Genomic DNA, 26,372 nt, shown 5'->3' with positions numbered 1-26,372 from the left:
AGGATATCCTGTAAAAAATTGATGTTATCAATCTTTTTGGACATCCTCTTATCTCATTATTTATACGTGTTTTTTCATATCATCGGCAACAGATTCAACATTTGTACCTACGATAACTTGTACACTTGTGTCACTTAATTTCATAACGCCTTTTGCACCGGCACGTTTTAATGCTGCTTCGTTTACTTGACTAGCATCTTTTACTTGTAAGCGTAGACGTGTTGCACAGTTATCAATAACTGTTAAGTTTTCTTTTCCACCTAGAGCTGCTACGTAAGTTTCACCAATTGAACCTGCAACTGGTGCATCCACATCTTCAACTAACTCATCGTCATCTTCACGACCTGGAGTTTTTAAGTTGAACTTCTTAATTAAGAAGTAGAATACTGCAAAGTAAATTGCTGCATAAATTAAACCGATACCTGCTAATAATACAGGTTTTGTTGCAATACCAAAGTTAATAACATAATCAATAGCACCTGCGCTAAATGTGAAACCATCACGAATGCCAAGTGATGTTGTTATGAATAAAGAAAGACCTGTTAATACTGCATGCACACCATATAATACTGGTGATAAGAACATGAATGAGAATTCGATTGGCTCTGTAATACCAGTTAAGAATGAAGTTAATGCTAAACCAGCTAACATACCAGTAACTGCTTTGCGTTTTTCTGGTTTAGCAGCCGCAATCATTGCGAAACACGCTGCTGGTAAACCAAACATCATAACTGGGAAGAAACCAGTCATAAACATACCTGCTGATGGATCTTTTGCAAAGAAACGAGCAATATCACCATGAACAAGATCACCAGCTGCATTTGTAAAGTCACCAAGTACAAACCAGAAATAAGTGTTCATTACGTGATGTAAACCGATTGGAATTAATAAACGGTTTAATAATCCGAATAACCCTGCACCGATTGAACCTAGGTTTACAATACCGTGTGACACTGCATCAATACCAGTTTGGATTGTTGGCCAAATTTGACCAAATAATAATCCTAAAAGAAGCATTACAATAGACGTAATGATCGGTACGAAACGTTTTCCAGCGAAGAATCCTAACCATTCTGGTAGTTTAATCTTATGGAATTTGTTGTATAGTAATCCAGCGATAACCCCGGCAATAATACCACCGAGTATAGCCATATTTATTTTTGGTGTCAAAGCTGCTGCTTTAGAAACTTTATTCATCGTATCTGCTAATTTAGTTGGATCTACTGAACCGACTAAATCTTGAACACTTTTTAATTTATCATTTAATTCTGCTGTTGAGTAAGTAACACTTAAAGCATTAGTTGTATTCTTCATAACTAAATAACCAATTGCACCTGCAAGACCAGCTGCACCACTACCGTCAACAGATAAGCCGATTGCAACACCAATTGCAAAAATAAGTGCTAAATTATCAAAAATTGCTGCACCGGCCTGTGCCATAACAGGAATGTTTAATACGTCTTCTTGTCCTAGACGAAGCAATAATCCTGCTGCTGGTAGTACTGCGATCGGAAGCATTAAAGCTTTACCAATACGTTGTAAAAACTGCAACATTTTAATTCCCCCTAATTCAATTTATGAAATCGTTATCATTATAAGTACGCCTTAGAAAACGCTTTCTATTTACATAACCATAATAACATATAGTTGTATAGATGTGTAGTTTTTATTTTTGGATTTTTTATGGATAAATCTCCTATTTCCAAACTGTTATATAAAAGGGAAATTCTCCTTTTTTAATACAGAGGACGCGAAACGAACGACCTACTATAGAACATGTAACTTTCGTTTTATCATTCCACTTTTTCATGTTATTATTTATTTCCGAGCATATCGGGAAAAGTAAACTTAGTTAATTCGAAATAGGAGCGTTGGTACTATGCAGTGCATTGAAACAAACAACTTACAACAGTTGTTAGAACAAGTAAAACCATATACAAAAAAAGGAAAACTTGCTACTTATATCCCCGAACTAGGAAATGCAAATCCAGACGATTTAGGGATTGCCATTTTCCATAAAGAATCAGAATATATCCATGCAGGCAACTCACAAACACTATTTACTCTTCAAAGTATTTCCAAAGTAATTACACTTGCCCTTGCCCTTTTAGACCGTGGCGAAGAATATGTATTTTCTAAAGTTGGAATGGAACCAACGGGTGACCCATTTAATTCTATTATTAAGTTAGAAACGACAAGTCCGTCCAAACCCCTTAATCCAATGATTAATGCAGGAGCATTAGCTATTACAAGCATGTTAGCAGGAAAAGATAACGAGGAAAAAATGGAGCGTATCCTTCATTTTGTACGTGAAATAACAGATAATCCTACTATTAATTATTCTTCTAAAGTTGCCAATTCAGAATTAGAGACAGCTTACTTAAATCGTTCACTTTGTTACTATATGAAACAAAACGGAATTATCGATTGTGACATCGAAGAACTTATGGATTTATACACTCGTCAATGTGCAGTTGAAGTAAACTGTATTGATTTAGCACGTATTGGCTTAATTTTTGCAATGGATGGATATGATCCATATAAAAAGAAACAGATTATCCCTAAACATATTACAAAAATTTGCAAAACATTTATGGTCACATGTGGTATGTATAACGAATCTGGTGAATTTGCAATCCGTGTTGGTATCCCTGCAAAAAGTGGTGTAGCCGGTGGCATTTTCGGCTGCGTAAAAGGTGAAATGGGAATCGGTATTTTCGGGCCAGCTTTAGATGCAAACGGAAATAGTATCGCTGGTTTTAAAATTCTTGAACTTCTTTCTGCTCAAGAAGGCTGGAGTATTTTTTAATGGAAAGTTATCCTGCTAGTATAGCGGGATTTTTTTATTTGATCTGTTATCAATATCCATACAAAAACGGTATTGAAAGTTTCTCTTTATTATGCATATTTGCTCCCCCCTCCCGAATAATATAGTACAACCTAGCGCTATATGTGGAGGTGTGAAAGATGAAACTAATATTTCAAATGGGAAAACAACCTGTTCTTGAAAAAACAATTCTTCTTTTTATATTGAGTATTGTAGAAAGCTTAAAGCTAAAAGTTGTTTCACTCGACGAAGCTCACCGATACATATTCAATTTAGAAGTACTTGAACTATTAATGGACCGGAACATCGATGATCAAGTACTTGAACTTATTCATTTCGGAATGGGACTTGAAGACATTCACCATGTGCTTCCTGAAGAACTTGAGCATACGATCGAAGAATTAAAGTGGCTTTGCATTCAAGTATTAAGTGAGTACAGTATGCATGAAGAATCCGAACAATTAATTGAAGATATACGGTAAAAAAAGCACCTATGTAGGTGCTTTTAATGTTTTTTTAAACTATTTTTATACGCCTCAATATTTACTGGTAGCTCTTCCTCTTCCAAAGTATGTTCATTTACATCTTTATGAATGAACGCACCTTTAGGTGGTTGATGATCATGCCCTTTTTTCTTATGATCAAATGCTTTCCCGCGTCCCATACAAATCCCCCTTTCTTAAAAGAAATCCGTATTAGTATGGAGAAAAGTACGTCGATATATGCAATCCCTTGCTGTATTTCCAAGGAAATACTCGAACCTTGTTTTCTACTCTCCTTACAACAACTGATCGATCCCAATAAGAATTAATAACACTCCTGCAATAACCGTCGCCCATTTCCCTAAGTATTCTGCTAAATATCGTTTTCCTACATACCCAAAACCACTTATGCAAATAAAACTAAACACCCCAGAAATAGTCGCTGTAAGCCAAAGGTTTAAATTTGTTACTCCAGCATCGAACCCACCTGCGATATTATTAATAGACAATGCAACCCCTAAAACAAGTGCTTCAGAAAAACTAATTGTTTTAGATCCATCGAAATCTGCTTTTTCTGGATCACGTAAAATTCCCATAAGTACATTATCATCTTTAGAACCTGCTGTATTTTTTTGACTCAAGAAAGGCTGGCATAAAATAAACACCCCGATTATCCCTAAAACGATTGCTCCAATCAAGTTTGCTGTAAACTCTGAAATAAATAACGCAATCCAGTTCCCAAAAAATCCCGCTAATAAAGTAAATAAAAATCCAAAGAATGCGATGATAAAATTGTTAAACCACGAAATACGAATTTTACGAATGCCATACGCAATTCCAACACCTGCATTATCTAAATTAGAAGCGATCCCGATTAAAAAAATTGAAAATAAGCCTGCCGTACTCATAAATAGTCACCCCTTTTTCTCACTTTTCAATGCATATTATGAAAATGTTGAGCAACTGTGCCTGTCTGTTTCATATACTTGTAATAAATGCTCAACATTTTTTCAACACTAAAAAAGGAGTGCCTACACTATGGCTAATGAAAACCCGAATGATCGGCTTGGTAAATTAATAAAAAAACTTTTAAAAGAACGCGCCCTATCTATGCGCCAACTAGGAATACTTACAAATATTGATCCTGCAACGGTCTCAAGAATTATTAATGGCAAACAACCGCCGAAACAAAAACATCTACAAAAATTTGCAGAATGTCTTCAAGTTCCACCCCAATTGTTATTTGATGAAATGTACCCTGATTCTCCTCACATAAATAAAGAAAAAACGGATATGTACACATCTCTTGATACCATTCAGCAAACTTTACAATCCTCTAACTTATTCGATTTCGATTACACTACAACTCGCGTAAAACAAGAACTCGAAAATTACGAACGCTATGCCCAGACAACAGAAGGCGAAAATCGTATTCGTGACAGTTTCGCAAGCAAATTAGAGCAAATTGATAGTGCTGGTCCTTTTATTGAACAATTAACAGATATGTATCAACAATTTTGCAATGAAACCATTTCAAAAGAAGAACGTGCAGTTCTTGGGAGCGCATTACTTTATTTCATTTTATCGACAGATATTATTCCCGACTATCTCTTTCCAATTGGCTATTTAGATGATGCGATTGCCGTTGAATTAGCAAAAGAGAAATTACTTGAAATGAAACGAAAGACATAGCAAAATAAAGAACTATTTCAGTTGTTTCTATTTAACTCTGAAATAGTTCACTAAAAAATAGTACAAGTATACATACCTGTACTATTTCAACATACTAATCTATTTTTTCATATGACACCATTCATATATAAATGCTGTTATTACTTTTGTAAATTCAATTAACTGCTCTACTTCTACTTTCTCATTTATTGAATGAGCTTCCTCTAATGTGCCTGGTCCGTAAATAACAGCCGGAATATGAAATTCACTAAACCAACCACCATCCGTTACCGTTGCAGACATATCTAAAATTGCGTTTTTAGAAAGAATTGATTCATGTACTGAGCTAAGCGTTTTTACAGCTGTATGTTCACTATCTATTTCTAAAGAAGGAAAAATTTCACCACGATCTACAATCATTGATTCTCCGCCCCACTTAAATTGTGGCGGATTTTCACTTAACCATGGATCGGCAGCTGCCACCTTTCCAATATACTCTTCAATTTCGTTTATTATTTGTTCATGTGTTTCATTCGGATAGAAGTGCACTGTTATCCACAATCGGCACTCATCCGCAATGAACGCCGCATGCCTTCCTCCCTCAATAACAGCTGGATTAATTGTTGTTGTTCCAGATGGATAGCCTTCATATGTTTTCATGACTGCCCAGTGGCGCTCTAATTCTTGTAAGCTTTGCACAATTTTCATCATTTTTTCAATCGCACTCGCTCCAAATAAACGTCCTCCAGCATGGATCATTTGTCTACGCGTTGCATCATGAAACGTTTGCGGACTTTTCACTGTAATCCATCCAGTAATGACACCGCCTTGCCCTTGCATATGTAAATCACTCGTATCCACTACGACTGCAAAATCAGCATCGTAACCCCTTTTGCAGCATTGAAGTGTACCTGCTTCTCCAACTTCTTCTCCAATTACTGATTGAAAAGTTAAATCTCCAGGTAATTCAATACCAGCTTCTTGTAAAAGTTGAATGGCAAATAGCGCTCCAGCCAACCCACCTTTCATATCTGCTGCGCCACGTCCAACTAACCAGCCATCTTTTATAAATGGATTAAATGGATTTGTTTCCCACGCCTCATCTGCTGAAACTTCAGCTACATCCATATGCCCATTAATAATAAGACTTTTATATGAGTCACTTTTTATTCCTTTTTTTACTCCAACAACGTTCGGATCATTCCGATATACATCCCATTTATCAATACTAAAATTTCGTTTTCTTAAAAACTCTGCAATAAATTCTTGCGCTTCATTTGTATTTCTCGCTGGTGGTGCTGGTGTTTCAAAACGAATTAAAGTTTTTGTAAGTTCTAGTAATTCCTCTTTCCTTGAATCTATTTGTTTTAACAACTGCGAAACTTCTGGATTCATCGCTAATTCCCCTTTGCATACATAGTATGTTTCCAGCTTTATTTTCACAAAAAAAGAGACTGTTTACAATTTTACAGTCTCCTAATTAATCACTATTATAAATTCTCTACTTCCGTTGTATTTGTCTTTTCAATATGCTCCACATTACTTCCCTTATTTCTTGTAGCACGATAAAACAGTAAACAAACAATCATAAATGGAATACCACAATACAATGCCATTCTTTGTTCTGGAATAAAGGCCATGCCAACGATTACTGTTAAATTTAATACTAACGCAAGAAGTGGTACAAATGGATACAATGGTGTTTTAAATTTCAAGTCCTTAACATCCCCGCCCCGCTTCATGTATGACCTTCTAGCTAATAAATTTGATAAAGCAATAGATGCCCAAACTAGTATCGCTCCGAACCCAGCGATAGAAAGCAGCCATAAATAAACTGTATCTTCCGCATAAATACCTGATAGTAGTGAGAGACACCCTACAATTGTGCTTACGATTAATGCATAAATAGGAACACCGTTTTTAGATAACTTGCCAAAAATTGGACTAATCATTCCTTGATTAGACATAGACCATAGCATACGCGAAGTTGCATATAATCCTGAATTCGCAACGGATAGTACTGCTGTAATAATAACGAAATTTATAATATCTGCTGCATAAGGAATACCAATTTTATCAAATACAACTACGAATGGACTTTCTATTACTCCTGCTTGCTGCCAAGGGAATAGTCCAGCAAGAATAAAAATAGATAGTACAAAGAAAACAAGTATACGCCAAACTGTATTGTTAATTGCCTTCGGGATCGTTTTCTCTGGATTTTCACTCTCACCTGCTGCAATACCAACTAATTCTGTTCCTTGGAAAGAAAAATTAACTGCAATCATTGTAATTAAAATGGCTGATAATCCATTTGGAAACAATCCACCATAATCAGTAAAGCTAGAGAACATTGGCGCTGGTTCATTTCCTTTCATATCTAGAAAACCAAACATTGCTGCCCCGCCCAAAATAATAAATGCAATAATTGTAATTACTTTAATACTTGCAAACCAAAATTCCACTTCCGCAAAACTTCTTGAAGATAACGCATTAATAGCAAAGAGCAGTACTGCGAACACTACACACCAAATCCATGACGGTACATCGGGAAACCAGCGTTTCATCAAAATACTAACTGCAATTAATTCAATGCCTATCGTAGCAGACCAGTTTAACCACGACATCCATCCCACTACATAACCCGCTGCAGGGGAAATGTGCTTTGTCGCATACGTTTGATAAGACCCTGCGTCAGGCATCGCAACAGCTAATTCTCCTAAACAGAGCATCGTTAAATACATTACAAATCCACCGACAAGATACGCTACAATTGCTCCTCCAGGTCCAGCTTCATGAATCGTATAACCTGACCCTAAAAAAAGTCCTGTACCAATAACTCCACCGAGTGCAATCATAAATATGTGCCTGCTTTTCAATTCTCTTTTTAATCCTTGGTTTTGATCCATCATATAAATCCCCCTTTTCACTTTGCCAACCCATTTAATGTAAGCGTTTTTAAAATTATTCACCGTAAAAATAATGAGTTAAAAGAGCAAAATTACACGTCACTTACATTAATCACTGCCTGTTACTAAAAGGTCATCCCTTACTGTTATTAATAACTTTTGATCAGCAATAGCTTGTCCTTCTACTACTTCTAATGATTCAATATAACCACTGATCCCTATCTTAATTTCTACTTTCTGTTTATCTATTGTTTCAATTAACGCTAATTTCTCCCACTCGTATACGTAAGAACTTTCCGTAACAAATAACTTCTCTACTTTTCCATAACAAGGACTATACACACCTTCTATAACTGTCTTCACTTTATAAATTCCCCCTCTTATTAATTGACACCGCAACGTTGTATATCCTATAAAAATTCATATTCTCCCCTCTAGAGATTTCGAATATTATTTATGCAAAATACGTACCAAGTCTCTGATTCATATATTAAATGAGAGTTTCACACAAAAAAGCGTGCACAACCGCAAAATTTTTCTATCATTTGAGAAGTTTTAAAAGGAAAATAGCAAAAAAATTTTGCGGTTTTATAAGAATTTTAATAAAATTATAAAAAGTCAGTCTTCATAGGGTGAAATGAGGAGAAGATAATCTATGCGTACAGAAGACATTAATTTTAAACAGATCATTGAAATGAATATGCTATATGAAACTTTACTCAATGAACTCGATATCGGGATTCATATTATTAATGAGGAAAGTAAAACGATTGTCTATAACCGCAAAATGATGGAAATTGAATCAATGGATCGCTTAGATGTGCTATATAAAAGTCCTTTAGAGGTATTTGCATTTGAAGAAAATAAAAATAGTACTCTTATAGAGGCATTAAAATTTGGAAAAACAAAGAAAAATATAAAACAAACGTATTTTAACAATAAAGGACAAGAAATTACAACGATTAACGATACTTTCCCTATAATAGAAAATGGAAAAATTAAAGGTGCCATTGAAATATCAAAAGAGATCAGTCACTTAAAGCAAACAATAAGAATAGGCCCTTCTCGAAAACAAAGCACTAAATTTACCTTTGATCACATAATTGGTGATTCTGAAGCAATTCAATCCATTATTACAGAAGGAAAAAGAGTAATTCGTACATCTTCCTCCATACTTCTCGTAGGAGAAACAGGTACTGGTAAGGAACTATTTGCACAAAGCATCCATAATGAAAGTCAGCGTTCAACAAAACCTTTTATTTCACAAAACTGTGCCGCTATACCTGATACCTTAATGGAAAGCCTATTATTTGGTACAAATCGAGGTGCCTTTACAGGAGCAATAGATAAACCAGGTTTATTCGAAGAATCAAACGGAGGAACTTTGTTATTAGATGAAATCAATTCATTAAGCCCAATTCTTCAAGCTAAGTTGCTACGGGCTATACAAGAAAAAACAATAAGAAGAATCGGAGGTACACACGAAAAAGAAATTGATGTTCGTATTATAGCAACTATTAATGAAGATCCCTTCGAAGCCATCGCACATGATCGATTAAGAGAAGACTTATATTACCGATTAAGCGTCGTTACTTTATGTCTTCCGCCTTTACGGGAAAGAAAAGAAGATATTCCAGCTCTTGTTCAGCACTTTATTAAAAAATATAATACTCAATTCGTGCTCAACGTAACCGATGTAGATGTAAATGTAAGTGAATTTTTCTATGCATACGATTGGCCTGGAAACGTACGGGAATTGGAACATATAATTGAAGGTTCCATGAACTTGATAGAAGATGAAACCATCATTACAGCTTTTCATCTTCCTACTCGCTTTCGCGAACAAATAAAAAAAGAATTCAACATGCAGCATACACTAACTAATCACAATACTGATGCACCTAAAACTTTAAAACACACAATAGAAAAAATGGAAAAAAACTACATCAATCAAATTCTTAAAGAGAATCACGGTAACATCTCACAAGCTGCAAAATTTTTAGGATTAAGTAGACAAAATTTACAATATCGAATTAAAAAACTGCATTTACACATATGAAATGAACATTTCTCCAAATGCAAAAAATAATTTGGTAAAATATGTTACAATGAACATATAACATGCTAGAAAGGGGCTATATATATGAGTAATGATAAAAAATTAAAGTTATTACAATACTTATACTTTTTCCCTGCCATGCTCTGTATGATGTTATTCATTAATTCCGATGTAAGCAGCTCTCCTTATGCAAAGCTATTAGGAACAATTTCGGGCTCCTTTGCAGCTATTATGCTTGCTGCTTTTTGGAATTTGAAGCTACATATAAAAAACGAGAAATCTTCGTAATACTAAAAAAATCGAGCTACTTAGCCCGATTTTTTTATTTGCCATTAAAACTCAACATTCTCTAAATACAACCCACTTGCCTCAGCAAGACAATTAATTTGATTGCGCTGCTTTTCTTCTAAAATGTTTGGAATTGCTTCAGCATCTAATTGTCCTAATCCAACTTCAATTAATGCCCCAACAATTTTTCTTACCATGTTATGAAGGAATCCGTTCCCACTTACTCTAATTTGTACAAATCCTGCCTCTTCCATCACATCAAGTGTATATACTTCTCGAACCATAGATTTTTTCTTTGATTTCGCATTTGAAAAAGCAGTAAAGTCATGTGAACCAACTAAATGTTTTGCAGCTGCTTTCATGCTTTTCACATTTAATTTTTTATTCACATGCATGCTGTATTTACGCATAAATGGATTTGTATGCTCTTCATTCCAAATTTTATACAGATATGTTTTTGCTTTAGAATTGTAACGAGCATGGAAACGATCATGTACTTCTTCCACATTCGTAATGCTAATATCATTAGGTAAATATTGATTTAAATATTTTTTCACTTTATGTTCCACTAACTTCTCATCACTTTGAAAGTTAGCAACTTGATTCAAAGCATGTACACCAGCGTCTGTTCTACTACAACCGATAATTTCAATTTCTTTTCCGATCATTTCAGATATGACACTTTCGATTTTTCCTTGAATCGTATTATCATTATTACCGAGACGTTGCCATCCTTTAAAACGTGCACCATCGTACTGAATCGTTAATTTATAATTATGCATAATATTCTCCTTCATAGAAAATATTCCCTCATACCATGAGGGAATATTAATAAACTTTACTTTCTAACAAGCTTCACTACATTTTCTACATGCGCAGTATGCGGGAACATATCAACTGGTTGCACATACTCCACTTCATAACTCTTCATTAATGCTTGTACATCACGTGCTAATGAAGAAGGATTACAAGACACGTACACAACTTGTTTCGGTTTCACCTTTAAAATCGTTTCCAGTAATTTATCATCGCAACCTGTACGTGGTGGATCGACAACAATTACATCTGGACGCCATCCTTCTTTTACCCATTTCGGTAACCATTGTTCAGCTTTACCTGCTTCATATTTCGTATTTGTAAATCCGTGACGCTTCGCATTTTTTCTTGCATCTGCAATCGCTTCTGGAATTACATCCATACCACGTACTTCCGCTGCATCGTTCGCAAGCCAAAGTCCGATTGTACCAACACCACAATACGCATCTACAATTTTCTCATCGCCTGTTAACGCAGCTGCTTTTTTCGCTTCATCATATAAAACAATTGTTTGTTCTGGATTCAACTGGAAGAATGCACGTGCTGATAATTCAAATGATAAATCGCCAAGTGTTTCTTGAATTACTTCTTTTCCAGCTAATTTAAATGTTTTATCTCCAAAAATAACAGATGTTTTACGCCAGTTTACATTTTGCATAATTGATTTAACCGCTGGCATCTGTTTTTGTACTTCTGCAACAAATTGTTCTTTATTTGGTAATTCTTCTTTTGTTGTAATAAGTGTAACTTGTACTTCCCCTGTTTGAACTGCAGTACGTGTTACAATTGTGCGTACTAAACCTTTTTGTTTTTTCTCATTGTAAATAGAAACATTTAATTTTTCTAAAATACGTCTTACAACTTTTGTCGCTTCATTCGTTGCTTTATGTTGAATCATACAGTGAGCAATATCAATTAACTGATGTGAGTTTTGTTTATATAGCCCTGTAATAACCTTTTCGTCTTTACGCCCCACTTGTAATTGACTCTTATTACGGTAATGCCATGGATTTTCCATGCCAAGCGTTGGACGAATTTTCTCTTCCATACTGTTTTTCATGTACTTCTCAAATGCTTGTACAACGATATCACGCTTTTGATTCAATTGTTCTTTATAATCTAAATGTTGCAGCTGACAACCGCCACACTCCTCATATACTGGACACGGTGCTTTCACACGATGCGGTGAAGCTTTACGAACTTTTTTCACTTTCGCTTCAGCGAAGCCACGCTGAATTTTCGTTGTTTCTGCAACAACTTCTTCTCCTGGTAATGCCCCTGGAATGAAAACAACTTGTCTCTTAAAATAACCAACGCCTTCTCCGTTAATCCCAAGACGTTTAATTGTCACAGGAAACGTTTGACCAACTTCCAACTTACTCTCATGTTGCTTTTGTATCATTATTACACCTCTACTCTATACTTTTCCATAAATATAACGCTGCATAACTGCAGTATGGTTCACACTCTTGTTTCACTTTTTCTAAAAATGCATCATCAGGTTTATCATCTAATTGAAATATACCTTGCACTGCACGCTGAATCCCAATGTCCGCTTTCGGAAACATATTTTTCCGTCCAATCCCAAACATTAAAAAGTTTTGCACTGTCCATGCACCAATTCCCCTAATTGGCAACAATTGTGCTGAAACTTCTTCTTCCGTCCCAGTTTCTATACTCGCTAAATTTAATGTACCACTGACAATACTTCGACCTAATCCTACTATATATTCAGCCTTTCGCTGACTAAACTTCTGCTCTCTCAATTCTTCTATTGAAATATTTGCTACTATTTCCGGAGTGGGGAAAAAGAATACACCGTTCTTCTCTGTTCCATACCGTTTCACAAATTGTTCTGTTAACACAGTAGCAAATTTCAAATTTATTTGTTGGTGAATGATACAGCGAAGAAGACAAGCAAAATAATCAAATTCTAAAATAATTGGAGTATAAGCATATGTTTCAAATAGTGGACGTAATGATGTGTTTAAAAAATGATTTTGTATATCTTGAAACGGTTCATTCCAATGAAAAATGGCCCTCATTCGTTTCATGACTTTCTCCGGATCTCCTGTCTGACTAGAAATCCAAAACTGTGGATTTTGAACAGTACCAATCCCTTGTAAGCGAACAACAACCTGTTCCTCTTCTATGCAAAGCGGGATATAAATGACTTTCTCATCTAATTGAATGACGTTAAGAGGATCAAAAGATAAACGTTTTAATACTTCTTCAAAATGATACGGATACTCTAACGTAACATGTTCGCTCCACATACGTTTCCCCATCCTTTTTACACATCATTATAGCATGAGAAAACCGTAAGCATACATGCTTACGGTTGATTGCTTTTTACTAAGTCATCTAGACTTTTAAAATGATACCCTTTCTCGCGCAAATCATCAATGATTTTCGCAAGTGCTTCTGCATTATCTTTTGATATTGCATGAAGTAATAAAATAGATCCTGGGTGAATCATCGTCATAACATTATTATGCGCATATTGCCATCCTCTTTGCTGATCCACTTTCCAATCCAAAAATGCAAGTGACCAAAATACATTATAGTAGCCCATTTCTTTCGTAAGAGCTAACGTTCTTTCACTAAATACGCCGCGCGGAGGACGTACATATTTCACTTCTTTTTGCCCAGTTACTTTTTTAATTTCTTCCGTTACACTCGTTAATTCTTCACGAAGCTTCTCATCATTTACCGCTGTAAAATCAGGATGACTCCAAGAATGATTTCCAATAATGTGTCCTTCATCCTTCATTCTTAACAATAAATCTTTTTGTGTTTTAATGTAATGCCCCGTTACAAAGAAAGTTGCTGGTACTTTTTTCTCTTTTAATACATCTAAAATTTTCCCTGTGTATCCATTCTCATATCCATTATCAAATGTTAAATAAATATCTTTTTTCTTCGTATCTCCTAAATAAAACCCGCCATTTTTTTGCAGTAAATCCGTATATAACTTTCCTGCATCTGGTACTGTTTCATTTTTAGGACGCGGGATTCCCCAGTTATGTGGAGTATTTGTATAAGCCAATGTTGAAACTGGAACAAGTGCCATCATAATTGAAAAAATGAGACCGATATATAACCATTTATATTTCATAAATAGTCTCCTTTCCATATATAATCGTACCTGTAGTTTCTGTTTCCTTACTTACTTTCATGCTGTGCATGTTTTTCTATATATACCAAAAAATGCATCTCGAAAGATTCGAGATGCATTTTTGTTTATTTAAATACCGGCTCTTTAAAGCTCGCTAATTTTTCAAGTGATGTTTTATCAACATCTGCATGTAAACTATTACCATGAGAGTCCATCGTTACAACTGCTTTAAAACCTTCAATGCGTAAATGCCACATTGCTTCTGGAATACCAAATTGTAAGAAATCAACATCTTCCACTTCTTTAATACATTCAGCATAATATTGCGCGGCACCGCCGATTGCGTTTAAGTACACGCCACCGTGTTCTTCTAAAGCCGCTAATGTTTTCGCACCCATACCGCCTTTTCCAATAACAGCGCGAATACCAAATTTCTTCATAATATCGCCTTGGTACGGTTCTTCACGAATACTTGTCGTTGGACCTGCCGCTTTAATTTGCCAATTGTCATTGTCATCTTTCACAACAACTGGACCACAGTGGTAAATAATTTGTCCGTTTAAATCTACTGGACAATCATTATCCATTAAATGCTTATGGATTGCGTCACGACCTGTATACATCATGCCATTAATTGTTACAACATCACCAACGCGAAGTCCACGAATTTGCTCTTCTGTAATTGGTGCTTGTAATACAATCTCACGTTGCTCTGTTTTTTCTTGTGCTTCATGCTGAAGTGTATCTTCACCTTCTTGATATAACCAATCCATAATTTCACCTGTTTCAGGATGGATTGTTACACCTAGGCGGCGATATGCCCAGCAATTATACGCCACAGATACGTAGAAGCTAGCTGGCAGGCGGTTATACACGCCAATTTTACAGCCCAGTAAAGTTGTTTCTCCACCAAATCCCATCGTACCAATGCCAAGCTTATTCGCATTTTCTAATACGTACTCTTCAAGTTGTTGTAACTCTGGTACTGGATTGACATCATCTAATGTACGGAATAATTGATTTTTTGCTAATTCATAACCTGATGTGCGGTCTCCCCCGATACCAACACCAATTACACCAGCACTACATCCTTGACCTTGTGCTTGGTATACTGCATGAAGAAGGCATTTACGAATTCCTTCTAAATCACGGCCAGCTCGTCCAAGTCCTTCTAGTTCACACGGTAAGCTATATTGAATATTTTTATTCTCACAGCCACCACCTTTTAGGATTAAACGTGCATCAATATAATCTTTTTCCCATTGTTCAAACTTAATAACCGGTGTACCTGGTCCTAAATTATTTCCACTATTGTCTCCAAAAAGAGAGTCAACAGAATTTGGACGAAGTTTACCATCTTTTGTCGCCCGCTCAAGCGCATTATAGATAGCTTCCTTCAACTTTAATTGATTCACACCAACTGGTGTATAAATTTTAAACGTTGGCATCCCTGTATCTTGGCAAATCGGTGAGATGTTATCATCAGCCATTTTAATATTATTTGTAATTGTGCCAAGTGCCATCGCAGAACGAGTCCCTGCATTTTCTCGCTCTTTCGCTTGTTGAATCGCACGACGAACATCTTTCGGTAAGTTCGTTGACGTTTCAACAATTAGTTGATACATGCTTTCTTGAAGCTTTTCCATTGTTACTTCCCCCTCAATTGTGAACGCTACCAAAACGTTATGAGCTGAAAATTCCATTGTTATGCTCTTTAGCTTTTTATTTGTTTCACGCTATTAAAGCATAAATGAAATTTTTCACAACTTGATTATACCTCTTTTTCTATCGTCCTTCTATTATCCGCACAGAAAAAGGCTACCAAATTGGAATTGGCAGCCTTTTTAATATATTATTCGTCTTTTTTAAATTGCTCACATTTTAATTCTAATTCATCTAACATTGCAAGAAGACGATCTACATCTTCTAATTCTACTTCTTCAGGTTCAATTGTATCAATTACTTCAATGAACATATTTAAACGCTCTTTTAAATATACTAATTGTGTATCTTTATCTTGAATTGCTTTTCCCATGAAGGCACTCTCCTTTTAATTCGAGTTGCTTTTATTATACCGCAAAAATGATTGCTATGGGCATGAAATTTCACCAATTTTGTCACAGTCATCCACTATAATGTAAGCCCTCTCTCTTTTCATGCTAAAAAGTTTCACTTTATAAAAAGCACATATTCTTCTATTATAGAGAATGGACAAATTGTTATTTCAATAGTCAAAGGAGTATTTCATATGACGATATCACAAAAAATGAAGCCGATTACTCCTTCTTACGATCCATGGGAAGCGTATATGGACCTTGAAGAGTACGGCAAACTACTATTAACAAATGTTGAATTTACAACGACGACGTTATGCAATATGCGCTGTGAGCATTGCGCTGTTGGTTACACGTTACAGCCGAAAGACCCAAATCCGCTTCCGATGGATCTTTTATTAAAACGATTAGATGAGATTCCTCATTTACGTTCTTTAAGTATTACTGGCGGAGAACCTATGCTTTCAAAAAAATCCGTCGACAACTATGTAACACCACTCTTAAAATACGCCCATGAACGAGGCGTTCGCACTCAAATCAACTCTAACTTAACTATAGATTTAGCACGTTACGAACAAATTATTCCTTATTTAGACGTGTTGCATATCTCTCATAACTGGGGAACAATTGATGACTTCGTTGAAGGCGGATTTGCAATGATGGAGCGTAAACCTACTTACGAACAACGTGCAAAATTATTCGAAAGAATGATTACAAATAGTAAGGCTCTATCAGATGCAGGTGTACTTGTATCTGCCGAAACAATGTTAAACAAAAGAACTCTACCACATATTGAACATATTCACCGCCAAATCGTCGAAGAGATGGGCTGTAAACGTCATGAAGTTCACCCAATGTATCCAAGTGACTTCGCGAGTAATCTAGAGATTTTAACAAAAGCTGAAATTCGTGATGCGATTGAGCATTTACTAGAAATTCGCGATGAAAATGTATGGATGTTATTTGGAACTTTACCTTTCTATGCTTGTAGCGATGACGAGCGAGACATTGCCACATTTAAAAAATTACAAGAGAGCAAAAATGTAACCGTTCGTAACGATCCAGATGGCCGTTCTCGTTTAAATGTAAATATTTTCGATGGAAATATTATTGTGACGGACTTTGGTGATGTTCCACTTCTAGGAAACATACAAACAAACACATTACAAGAAGCATATGACAAATGGAGTGCTTCAAAAACAGCAAAATCATTAAGCTGTCACTGTCCTGCAGTAAAATGTCTTGGACCAAATGTTCTTGTAAAAAACAGCTACTATCCGACAGAAGATTTCTTATCAAAAACAGCAAACATTACATTATAAAAAAACGTCAGCTTATAAGCTGACGTTTTTTTATGTTATTGCGAGTGGGAAGAAGAAATGAATTTAAAAAATAAATGATCATGAATTGGAATCGCCGCTCCAATTCCTTGAGAAGTAATATTTTTCACAACAAGTCTTTTTTGATTTCCCTTTAATACAAGATACACTTCTCCAAATGTTACTTTTCCCTTTTCATTTACTGCTGGTGTATAAGCGTATAAATATCCGAGTTGACTCGGACTAATATTATACACACGCTCATGTCCAGTACCATAACCAATAGTTGTTTTAAACGAAAGGGGCAATTGTACTTTTTCAAGCGCTTTGAGAAGCATCATTTTTTTCACATCTGCAGCATCTTTCATATCTGCTGTTAAATCGCCTTCAACCGTCTTTTGTGTTTCTTGCTTATAGCGAAGTGGATATAAACGGTCTCCTCCGCGATTATCATACACATTTCGATTCACTTGTTTATATTCCCAATTAATCGATGTGTCTACTGATTCATAATGTAAAGCCCATTGACCTAAATAAATTTTTGCCCGGTACCCTACTGCAAGCGGCGCATTTGAAATTGTCGTTTCATTAAACATCCGAATTAAGTCTGGATTTTCAATTTTAATATTAGCTGTTTTCAATAGTTCTTGAGCAAACTTACTTGGCTGTAAACGTGGCAAATCTTGCGCATCATTTGGAAATGTATTGTCTTTTGAAATATTTAAAACAGATGAAGGCATTTTTGTTCCTACTGTTGTCTTTGCAAAACTCATGTTAGGAAATAATAAAATAAACGAGACCATAGTTGAAAGACATATGCTGTATACTCGTTTCACCTGTCTGGCTCCTTCCTATGTAAAGGTATATATACTACTTTGTTTATTGTTTTCTCTGAGCACAATTGTTATGCCTATTTTTCATAATAAATAAAAACCAATTCCCATAATGACATACGCCGCTAGTAAAGTGCCGCCTTCAAACCAGTTTGTATCTCCATCATTTGAAATCGCAATCGTTAAGAAAACGGCTGTAATCATAGATACAAGTTCTGGTATGGTAAATACTAAAGGCATCCTCTGCGCGAAGAACATAGATAGCAATACTAGTACAGGAGCAACAAACATGGCGATTTGTAATGTAGAACCTATTGCAATTTCGACTGCAATATTTACTTTATTTTTATAAGCCATAATAATTGCAGATGCATGTTCCGCTGCATTTCCAACAATTGCAACGATAATAACCCCTATAAATAATTCTGACCAACCAAATGATTTTGCAACAGTTTCAAAAGTATGCACGAGCGCCTCTGATACATAAGCTACCGCCAGTGTTGCTATCGCTAAAATAAGGAGTGCCTTCCCTTTCGACCACTCTGGCTCTTCTTCATGCGCTACTTCGTCACTTTTATGTTGATATACACCACGGTGCGTAACTAACTTAAATAGTAATGCAGCAATGTACATGATAATCATAATAATAGAAACACCTATACTTAATTGATACGTCTTGCCAGCGTCCATCTTCATTGAAAAGATCTCTGGAATAACAAAGGCCACGACAACAGCAAATATTAATAAAGCTGAATTATGCCTTGCATCGTAAACGTTAAAGCTTTGCCTTTTATATTTAAGTCCACCTACAAAGAAGGATAGTCCTCCTACTAATAATAAATTTCCAAGTACAGAACCCGTTAAAGAAGCTAACACCACTTCAATTAACCCTGCTTGAAGTGCAAAAATTGAAATGATAAGTTCAACAGCATTACCGAAAGTAGCATTTAATAATCCGCCTATTCTAGGACCAGATACAATTGCTAAACTCTCTGTTGCTCTCCCCATAAAACCAGCTAACGCGATAATCGTAATACAATACACAGCGAACATAATTGTTTCTGGCCAATGAAGTGTTTTTCCAAGTACAGATAGTGGTACACCTATAAGTGCTACTATAAGAAATATTTTATTAAACATGCTTTTCACCCTTCCATCGTATGTATTTCTCCTCAATATTATTATTATTCTTCTCCTAACTTGTCCGATTTCATCACAATTACGTTTAAAAAATCGACTTGAAGAAAACAGTATGAAAGATATTTAAATTATCTTGTTTAAACAGAGAAAATATAAATTAGGAAAAGAGGTAAAGAATATGCACTTAAAAGAGAAAATTGCAACTATTATCCAAGGACAACGTACCGGTGTATTATCCACAGTACGTAACGAGAAACCGCATAGTGCCTTTATGATGTTTTTCCATGAAGATTTTGTACTATATGTTGCAACAGATCGACAATCAAAAAAGATAACAGATATTGAACAAAATCCTAATGTCCATGTACTACTCGGACGAGAAGGAAAAAAATTAGATGAAGATTATATTGAAGTTGAAGGATTAGCTTCAATCGAGGAAGACTCAACATTAAAAAACAAGTTTTGGAATAATAGCTTAAAACGTTGGTTACTCGGTCCTGAAGACCCTAATTACGTATTGATAAAAATCAATCCCGACACAATTTATTACATCGATGGTGCCGGTACGACGGAGCCTGAGTTTTTACGACTATAAAATAAAACAAGCCCCCTTTAGGTGGGCTTGTTTTGTCGAAAAGTTCTTTTGAAAAAAACAATAAAATAGGTGGAACTTTCTAAAGATTCTGTTATATAATAGCAGTAACTTAAATAAACTGTATTAAAACAGATTGAGAGGAGAAATAAAATTGATGAAGAGAGAAGAACGCAAAAATATGATTGAGTTTATTGAAAAGAAGAAAGGGATTGAGCGTGACGAATTACTGTTTATGACAGACGATGAAGTAGAGCATATTTATAATGTAACGTACTTTTTATATGAGGAAATTGCAGAGTAGCATAATAATCCCCACCTTATTAAAAATATAAGGTGGGGATTATTTCGTTATTTAGCCCACTATTTGCGGGCAGTAAAACTCCCACCTTAAAATTCAAGTGGAGCAAGAAGTTAAGTTGGAGTCATGCTTCCTATAAACCTTAATTACTTCAACTTTATACATGAGAATCATTTTCATGTATAATACTGTAAGATTGGAGGGATTTTACTATGAGTTCGTGGCTCTTATTTGCACTATTATCAGCAATTGCTGCTGCCCTTGTATCGATTTTTGGAAAGTTTGGTTTAGACGGAATCGATGCAAACGTTGCAACAACAATTCGATCTATTATTATGGCATTATTTATGATAGGCGTTATTATCATACAAGGTAAATTTCAAAATATCGGCGACGTACTGCTAAATAAAAAAGCACTGCTATTTATCACATTAAGTGGGATTGCAGGTGCTTCTTCATGGCTATTTTATTTTCTTGCCCTCAAAACAGGAAAGGTTTCACAAGTAGCTCCTGTCGATAAATTAAGCGTCGTATTTTCTATCATTCTCGCTATGATTATCCTCGGTGAAAAGTTAAACTTTATGACCGGTGTTGGTGTAGTCTTTATTACAGCTGGTGTATTATTTATTGCTTTCAGCTAAAAAAACCGCTATTAGCGGTTTTTCTTTTTCTTTATGTAAAACCATACAACACATGTAACAACTGCTGAAATTAATAAAATCCATATTCCATAATGATGTAAACTATACTCAACGAAGCGCCACTTCTCGCCTAACTTCCAGCCAAGCCCAATAAAAACACTTATCCAAATGAGCGCACCACCGTAAGCGTACAAACAAAAACGCCAAAGTGTCAAATTTGATACCCCAGCAAAATATGCCGTTAAATGACGTACTCCCGGTATAAAATAACCAATCATTAAAAGAAATGGCCCATATTTTTCAAATAAAATATGTGTTTTTTCAATGTGATGTTCTTTAATTCTAATTTTCGGCCCATATTTCTTTAAAACAGGGAGCCCAAGTTTTAAACCTAATATGTAGCTTAACGTAATCCCTAACATCGCACCAGCCATCCCACTTAAAAAAGCAGCAGTTCCTGACATAACTCCTTTTGAAACATTATAACCAATAAAGGTCAATAAAAACTCGTCTGGTATCGGTAATCCGACAATCCCACCAGCCAAAGCTATAACAATTCCAAAATAGCCATAATGCGCGATTAACTCGCCAATATGTTGTTCCATTCGGAAGACACATCCTATGCACGATCGTTATTCCACATTGTACCCTTTCTATCTTTAAGGCAAACATGGTATACATATTCACTATACATTGTTTTTATAATGAACTCTACTTCTATTCTTTCCTTTAACAGAGATAAAGTGAAACTTTAATCAGTGGGGCTTTTCTTCATCCTCTACTAATTATTAATCTACGCCAATCTTGCTTCTACAGACATCCCGACTCCCACATAACTCACTTACATTCACCAATTTTGAGAGTAGATTCTTACTGCCCGCAAATGACCCGATAAAAAATAAAAATTCATATGCGTGTTTTTTTGTTACAATAAAGGAAAGTTACTTTTCGCAACGGTTTAACTCTCAAGAAAAATGATATATCTAGCAAAAACATAGTTTGGTCTATATAATGCAACTTCTACCTATTAAAAGAACATGAACCCTTTTACATACAACATCATTTTTCTAAATTATACAGGGGGGAACGAACATGACCATTGAAAATCAATTTATTCAAAAAGTTTACTATAAAACATTTTTAACAGAAGAAACTTCTACTCCTGCATCGGAAGTACTCGGTGAAGCATATATAAATGAATCTAAAAATGAATTCTCCAACATTTCTAATATTCGATTTGCTCAAGGTGAATTTTATTATCAAAATAAAGATTTTGAAGCAGCTATATTTAAATGGGAAAAAGTAAATAATGCTCTTACACTTTGGGCAACAAAAAATATTGCAGATGCTTATTTTGAACTAGGATTTTTACCAAAGGCAGAAGAAATTTATCAATCCATTCAAACAGAAGATACAACTCTTACGATGGAGGTTTCCTTACAACTTCTTTCTCTTTATATCGAACAAGATCGTTTAGGACTTGCTTTTAAGACGATTAGTGAAGCTGTTGCATTCCAACCGGATTACCCAAATATTACTGCAATTGCACGTTCTTTCTATGAAAAACAAGAAGATTGGAACAACGCTATCGAACTAGCTGTTCAAGAAGGTATTCGAACACAATCTTTACACTGGTTTGATACGTTAATAAATTACATAAATAAAGGATTTACAAAAAATATTAAGCCTGAATATTTCTATGAGTCTTTAAAAGCTCTATATGCTGTTGATCAAGCTCAATTTAAAGAACTTGTTATTGCTCTTTGGAATAGCTATCAACATGAATCCTTATACCTTCCTTGGATTCAAAGTATTAATCATTTATTCTTGCATATTGAAACAGACAATAATGACGATTGGAATGAAATTTCTACTCGCTATCAAGAAACATACTTTGCATTAATTACCGGAAATCATTTTATGCATGAATTAAACGGACTTGTACCAAATTTATTAACAAATTGGTTCAGTTTAACGAAAGCAAAAGATTCTCTAGTTGTCTCTGCAGCAGTGTTAGCATGGAATGAAGTCTCACCTACAACTTTAGAATCATTACTCGTAAAAAGTGCTGGATCCTTACTTTCTAATACATCTGCTGAAGCAGATGTAAATATGGAAACAGTTTCTCATTTATTCGAAACAATCGCTGTATGGGCTGAGAAAAATGATGTAGATTTAAGTCATCAATTTACGCTACTCGTCCATGAACTATGCGATTTAAATGTCACGCCACTACTAATAGCTGGAACTAGTGACCATGATAAAACATCATTTGTTAATTCAATATTAGGAGAGAACATCTTAAATGAAACTTTAACAACTCCTATTCTATTTAAAGACGCTAGTCAAACTGAAATAACAGAATTTACCGCGTTAGATATACGAAGTATCCCTAACCTTGATGAATTCCATCAAGTAACGGCTACATCTGCTCAGTCGGAACTTGAGAAAAGATGTATAGAAATTAAGCTACCAAGTAGGTTTTTAAGAAAAAATAAGTTTACATTTCTTATTACACCATCCATTCAAGGACAATTGGATAAAAACAATGCATACTTTGAATACTTACAAGCAGCAGATAGTCTTGTTTACGTATTAAATTCTTCTTCACCATTGCATAGTGAAGAAATTGATACGTTAATTTATTTACGTGAACAAGTATCAAACTTACAAATTCACTTCGTATTACACACAAATAATACGACTACTAATGAAAAACTAATTAGTAAACTTAAAGTGCATTTTCCAGATGCACAATTCTTCCCATACTCTCCTTCGCAAGAGAGTAGCCAGCAACTTGGAGATGTAACAGAATCTATTCTCTCTAATCTTGCAAAACGCGATATAGAAAAAGAACGTATAGAAAAGCTAATATGGTTTACGCAAAAGACGATTGCTTATCTCATAAACGAACGTGTGGAATTAGAAAATACATTAGTAAAATCCGTACGCTGGAATAAACACATCTCAGTGAAACTTACTGGATTTATTAATAACCTTACTGCTCTTGAAAAAGATAAAATTCGCTCTATTACCGAATCCTATCTTTTAACGAAAGAAGAAATTACACGAGATATACATTCTCAAATTCCTGAATTATTACAGAGCTGCTCTGATCTTGTTCAAGAAGATAGTGATTTCAAACTAGTTCATGAAGAATTAAATGCTGCAATGAATGAACGAGTTCAAAAGCATGTACAACAGGTACTTCTTCCTAAATTTACTGGGTCTATTCAAGAATGGATTGAAACAGCACATAATGAATTTATTCAAGCTCAAGCTTATTTAGATGAAATGAGTGAAACATTTAATAAATTATATAAAGAAGAACGTATGAAACTTCCTTGCGATTTCAAATTATTAGATGATTGGAATCGAGATGTTGTACGAATGACAAATCGAATTACAGTAACAAACATCAATATTTTATTACGCTTTACACCGACACAGTTTTTCTTAAAAAGTGCCGGAAAATTATTTGGTAATATGCAAAAAAACCAATCTATGCTCGCCAACAAATATAAACAATATATTGAAACAGAAGACTATACAGAAATTGCTCACACAATTTCAAAACAATTCTTCCTACAATTTGAAGTATTTGAAGGGGCATTAGAACGCGATATCATGATGTTCTTTAAAGATCCACTTAGCATATTGAAACAAAATGTGGATGCAGCTCAACTTGAGATACAGGAAGATGAACAAACATTAGCAACGCTAAGAAGCAATCCAGAAACATATCATGATCCTTTAGCGTTATTTAAACTACAATTGCTACAACATAAATTCGTTTTAAGTACTACAAAGAAACATGAAGATATCTTTGTATCTAACGAATCTCCTACTGTTTAACAGAAAAACCAAGCAAACTAAAATTTGCTTGGTTTTTTTACTTTATTATTTTCATATGTTCAAACGGATAATAAATGCCTGCTAACTTTCCTAACACATCTTCTCTATCAATAAAACCTAAACCATTTCTACTATCTTTACTTATTAGGCGATTATCTCCCATAACAAAAATCTTATTTTTAGGAATTGTAATCGGTCCAAAGTCCTCTGTTAAATTCATAAGTTTTTTTCTGCTTGTTTTTTATTACTATCCAAATACTCTTCATCTTTCACTTCAGAATTTACATATAATTGATCATTTCTCATCTCAATAATATCTCCTGGCAATCCAATCACTCTTTTGACATAAAAATTATCTGTTTTCACAACAATAATGTCTTCTCTCCCATAGCTTTCAAATTGTTTTGCTAACTTATTAACAATCACCTTATCTCCATCTTGCAACGTCGGCCTCATGGATGCTCCTTTTACAGTCGTAGGGAAAAACACAAAAATTTTCGCCAAAAACACCAATAAACATGCAATTGCAATCGTTCCAAAAAATTCACGCCAACATTTTTTCCTTTGCATCATTTCACCATCTCATCATCTTTTTACTTTTATTATAAATAATACGACTGATATTTTTCTACAAAATTCTGAATTATTAAATTACAATATCAGAAATTTCAAAATAACAATACTGATCAAATTAAACAAGCAAAAAAGATACTCTCAAAATAGTCTATCCACTATTTTTGAGAGTATCTTTTTATAATCCCACATATACAATACACATTTGAGCAGCTACATATGTAAACCAAATCCAAAGTGGCTCATACTTCAATTTACGCCCTCCGATATCTGTCACGCCAATAATAAAATCAGAAATCACAAACAGTAAACCACCAAACGCTGGTATCCACCATATTCCTGTATTTTCATAATATAAGGCGAATGCAAAGCACGCCATTCCCCCAACCCACAATCCATAAATTAGAGCTCCTATCGTAAACAATTTATCCTGTTTATCATTTCGGATAAAGAAGAACCATCCTACAATTAGAAAGAGCCCATATACAAGTAAGCCAATCCAAAAACCATTCCATGAAATTCCTGTTTGCAAAAATGCTTTTACATAAAAACAATGAGCAAGGGCGAAAGTAACCATCCCACCAATTAATCGATGACCAATTGGAATCAACCCAGCCATAAACAAATCTCCCACAGTCGATAAAGTCATACCAAGTGCAACCCACGTACTATACTCTACAGATGGATCTTGTAACCATATCCAAATTGCACTACCTGTTAAAGAAAAACTAAGAATAAGACGGATTGCTAAAGGTAACGGCATATTAACTTTCGTTCTTTTTGTCTGCCCTATTGCATAAATTGCACCAATAAAAAAAAGAAGTATTTGCCCAATTAACACCACGTAAAGTAGATTCATAATATGTTCTCCTCAATAAATGCTTTTTGTATCTT

27 protein-coding genes and 1 pseudogene are annotated in these 26,372 nt (G+C 34.9%); 10 read left to right on the top strand and 18 right to left on the bottom strand.

The features are described 5' to 3' along the window. Positions 1-60: 60 nt before the first annotated feature. Both nagE and ACYFX0_RS22530 read right to left on the bottom strand, forming a co-directional pair. Positions 61-1,554: an N-acetylglucosamine-specific PTS transporter subunit IIBC gene (nagE, locus tag ACYFX0_RS22535; protein WP_000938888.1), complete on the bottom strand. Its 1,494-nt coding sequence runs from the start codon at positions 1,552-1,554 to the stop codon at positions 61-63. 142 nt (positions 1,555-1,696) lie between these two features. After that, entirely contained in the window at positions 1,697-1,810 is a 114-nt protein-coding gene (locus ACYFX0_RS22530; protein ID WP_003276512.1) for a hypothetical protein, read from the bottom strand. A 69-nt stretch (positions 1,811-1,879) separates the two neighbouring features. On the opposite strand from ACYFX0_RS22530, the gene glsA reads away from it, so the two are divergent. After that, positions 1,880-2,809 carry a glutaminase A gene (gene glsA, locus ACYFX0_RS22525; RefSeq protein WP_001149844.1) on the top strand — a complete coding sequence of 310 codons (930 nt, stop codon included), beginning with the start codon at positions 1,880-1,882 and terminating at the stop codon, positions 2,807-2,809. A gap of 158 nt (positions 2,810-2,967) precedes the next feature. Then, complete coding sequence (locus ACYFX0_RS22520) at positions 2,968-3,309, top strand: DUF3969 family protein (RefSeq protein ID WP_000766603.1); 342 nt, start codon at positions 2,968-2,970, stop codon at positions 3,307-3,309. A gap of 23 nt (positions 3,310-3,332) precedes the next feature. Here the strand turns inward: ACYFX0_RS22520 and ACYFX0_RS22515 are convergent, their stop codons facing one another. Together ACYFX0_RS22515 and ytaF are read right to left on the bottom strand one after the other, a co-directional pair. After that, positions 3,333-3,491 (bottom strand): hypothetical protein, encoded by a 159-nt coding sequence (locus ACYFX0_RS22515; RefSeq protein WP_000532409.1) that lies wholly within the window; start codon positions 3,489-3,491, stop codon positions 3,333-3,335. A 114-nt stretch (positions 3,492-3,605) separates the two neighbouring features. Next, positions 3,606-4,217 carry a sporulation membrane protein YtaF gene (gene ytaF / locus ACYFX0_RS22510; RefSeq protein WP_000100730.1) on the bottom strand — a complete coding sequence of 204 codons (612 nt, stop codon included), beginning with the start codon at positions 4,215-4,217 and terminating at the stop codon, positions 3,606-3,608. 130 nt (positions 4,218-4,347) lie between these two features. On the opposite strand from ytaF, the gene ACYFX0_RS22505 reads away from it, so the two are divergent. Continuing rightward, positions 4,348-5,001 carry a DUF1232 domain-containing protein gene (locus ACYFX0_RS22505; protein WP_001262777.1) on the top strand — a complete coding sequence of 218 codons (654 nt, stop codon included), beginning with the start codon at positions 4,348-4,350 and terminating at the stop codon, positions 4,999-5,001. A gap of 99 nt (positions 5,002-5,100) precedes the next feature. Here the strand turns inward: ACYFX0_RS22505 and ACYFX0_RS22500 are convergent, their stop codons facing one another. The 3 genes from ACYFX0_RS22500 to ACYFX0_RS22490 form a co-directional block, all read right to left on the bottom strand. Continuing rightward, positions 5,101-6,375, bottom strand: coding sequence for an acetylornithine deacetylase (locus tag ACYFX0_RS22500; protein WP_001067752.1), 1,275 nt, complete (start codon positions 6,373-6,375; stop codon positions 5,101-5,103). Positions 6,376-6,470: 95 nt separating this feature from the next. Next, on the bottom strand, positions 6,471-7,892 hold the full coding sequence (locus ACYFX0_RS22495) for an amino acid permease (protein ID WP_000969252.1): 1,422 nt from the start codon (positions 7,890-7,892) through the stop codon (positions 6,471-6,473). 105 nt (positions 7,893-7,997) lie between these two features. Continuing rightward, complete coding sequence (locus tag ACYFX0_RS22490; RefSeq protein ID WP_000859489.1) at positions 7,998-8,252, bottom strand: biotin/lipoyl attachment domain-containing protein; 255 nt, start codon at positions 8,250-8,252, stop codon at positions 7,998-8,000. Between the two features lie 292 nt (positions 8,253-8,544). Between ACYFX0_RS22490 and ACYFX0_RS22485 the strand changes: the two genes are divergently transcribed. Both ACYFX0_RS22485 and ACYFX0_RS22480 read left to right on the top strand, forming a co-directional pair. Beyond that, positions 8,545-9,948: a sigma-54 interaction domain-containing protein gene (locus tag ACYFX0_RS22485; RefSeq protein ID WP_001258425.1), complete on the top strand. Its 1,404-nt coding sequence runs from the start codon at positions 8,545-8,547 to the stop codon at positions 9,946-9,948. Between the two features lie 84 nt (positions 9,949-10,032). Then, positions 10,033-10,236: a hypothetical protein gene (locus ACYFX0_RS22480; protein WP_000063865.1), complete on the top strand. Its 204-nt coding sequence runs from the start codon at positions 10,033-10,035 to the stop codon at positions 10,234-10,236. A gap of 44 nt (positions 10,237-10,280) precedes the next feature. On the opposite strand, the gene truA is transcribed toward ACYFX0_RS22480, so the two are convergent. From truA to ACYFX0_RS22450, 6 genes are all read right to left on the bottom strand, one after another. Beyond that, positions 10,281-11,018 (bottom strand): tRNA pseudouridine(38-40) synthase TruA, encoded by a 738-nt coding sequence (truA, locus tag ACYFX0_RS22475; RefSeq protein WP_000553114.1) that lies wholly within the window; start codon positions 11,016-11,018, stop codon positions 10,281-10,283. A gap of 56 nt (positions 11,019-11,074) precedes the next feature. Further along, the gene (gene rlmD, locus ACYFX0_RS22470) at positions 11,075-12,454 is read right to left on the bottom strand and encodes a 23S rRNA (uracil(1939)-C(5))-methyltransferase RlmD (protein WP_000615211.1); all 1,380 of its coding nucleotides are present in this window, start codon (positions 12,452-12,454) and stop codon (positions 11,075-11,077) included. Positions 12,455-12,464: 10 nt separating this feature from the next. Further along, on the bottom strand, positions 12,465-13,328 hold the full coding sequence (locus ACYFX0_RS22465; RefSeq protein WP_000269427.1) for a DNA-3-methyladenine glycosylase family protein: 864 nt from the start codon (positions 13,326-13,328) through the stop codon (positions 12,465-12,467). Positions 13,329-13,387: 59 nt separating this feature from the next. After that, a complete protein-coding gene (gene pdaA, locus ACYFX0_RS22460; protein WP_000875970.1) occupies positions 13,388-14,170 on the bottom strand; it encodes a delta-lactam-biosynthetic de-N-acetylase in 783 nt (260 codons plus the stop codon). A 125-nt stretch (positions 14,171-14,295) separates the two neighbouring features. Further along, entirely contained in the window at positions 14,296-15,816 is a 1,521-nt protein-coding gene (gene fumA, locus ACYFX0_RS22455) for a class I fumarate hydratase (protein WP_000413529.1), read from the bottom strand. A 206-nt stretch (positions 15,817-16,022) separates the two neighbouring features. After that, positions 16,023-16,205 (bottom strand): SE1561 family protein, encoded by a 183-nt coding sequence (locus tag ACYFX0_RS22450; RefSeq protein WP_000513558.1) that lies wholly within the window; start codon positions 16,203-16,205, stop codon positions 16,023-16,025. A 213-nt stretch (positions 16,206-16,418) separates the two neighbouring features. Here ACYFX0_RS22450 and yfkAB point away from each other — a divergent pair, with 213 nt between their 5' ends. After that, positions 16,419-17,546, top strand: a complete 1,128-nt coding sequence (gene yfkAB / locus ACYFX0_RS22445; RefSeq protein ID WP_000156022.1) for a radical SAM/CxCxxxxC motif protein YfkAB — start codon at positions 16,419-16,421, stop codon at positions 17,544-17,546. Positions 17,547-17,581: 35 nt separating this feature from the next. Here yfkAB and ACYFX0_RS22440 read toward each other — a convergent pair whose 3' ends face one another. Together ACYFX0_RS22440 and cax are read right to left on the bottom strand one after the other, a co-directional pair. After that, entirely contained in the window at positions 17,582-18,379 is a 798-nt protein-coding gene (locus ACYFX0_RS22440; protein WP_002083605.1) for a YfkD famly protein, read from the bottom strand. Positions 18,380-18,460: 81 nt separating this feature from the next. Continuing rightward, the gene (cax, locus tag ACYFX0_RS22435) at positions 18,461-19,516 is read right to left on the bottom strand and encodes a calcium/proton exchanger (RefSeq protein ID WP_000482131.1); all 1,056 of its coding nucleotides are present in this window, start codon (positions 19,514-19,516) and stop codon (positions 18,461-18,463) included. A gap of 178 nt (positions 19,517-19,694) precedes the next feature. On the opposite strand from cax, the gene ACYFX0_RS22430 reads away from it, so the two are divergent. The 3 genes from ACYFX0_RS22430 to ACYFX0_RS22420 all read left to right on the top strand — a co-directional run bounded on the left by ACYFX0_RS22430 (position 19,695) and on the right by ACYFX0_RS22420 (position 21,050). Then, entirely contained in the window at positions 19,695-20,111 is a 417-nt protein-coding gene (locus tag ACYFX0_RS22430) for a pyridoxamine 5'-phosphate oxidase family protein (RefSeq protein ID WP_000550220.1), read from the top strand. A 154-nt stretch (positions 20,112-20,265) separates the two neighbouring features. Beyond that, positions 20,266-20,412 carry a BH0509 family protein gene (locus ACYFX0_RS22425; RefSeq protein WP_000817786.1) on the top strand — a complete coding sequence of 49 codons (147 nt, stop codon included), beginning with the start codon at positions 20,266-20,268 and terminating at the stop codon, positions 20,410-20,412. A 209-nt stretch (positions 20,413-20,621) separates the two neighbouring features. Next, on the top strand, positions 20,622-21,050 hold the full coding sequence (locus ACYFX0_RS22420) for an EamA family transporter (protein ID WP_000100295.1): 429 nt from the start codon (positions 20,622-20,624) through the stop codon (positions 21,048-21,050). A gap of 11 nt (positions 21,051-21,061) precedes the next feature. Here ACYFX0_RS22420 and ACYFX0_RS22415 read toward each other — a convergent pair whose 3' ends face one another. Continuing rightward, on the bottom strand, positions 21,062-21,655 hold the full coding sequence (locus tag ACYFX0_RS22415) for a DedA family protein (RefSeq protein ID WP_000434870.1): 594 nt from the start codon (positions 21,653-21,655) through the stop codon (positions 21,062-21,064). A 487-nt stretch (positions 21,656-22,142) separates the two neighbouring features. On the opposite strand from ACYFX0_RS22415, the gene ACYFX0_RS22410 reads away from it, so the two are divergent. Beyond that, positions 22,143-24,905, top strand: coding sequence for a tetratricopeptide repeat protein (locus ACYFX0_RS22410; RefSeq protein WP_460271960.1), 2,763 nt, complete (start codon positions 22,143-22,145; stop codon positions 24,903-24,905). Between the two features lie 37 nt (positions 24,906-24,942). Here ACYFX0_RS22410 and lepB read toward each other — a convergent pair. Both lepB and ACYFX0_RS22400 read right to left on the bottom strand, forming a co-directional pair. Continuing rightward, positions 24,943-25,478 (bottom strand): annotated as a pseudogene (gene lepB / locus ACYFX0_RS22405) (signal peptidase I). A gap of 178 nt (positions 25,479-25,656) precedes the next feature. Next, on the bottom strand, positions 25,657-26,337 hold the full coding sequence (locus ACYFX0_RS22400; protein ID WP_001051075.1) for a lysoplasmalogenase: 681 nt from the start codon (positions 26,335-26,337) through the stop codon (positions 25,657-25,659). Positions 26,338-26,372 lie beyond the last annotated feature (35 nt).

The sequence above is a fragment of the Bacillus sp. NEAU-Y102 genome (genome assembly GCF_054788175.1).
This window is presented reverse-complemented; position numbering and strand designations above follow the sequence as displayed.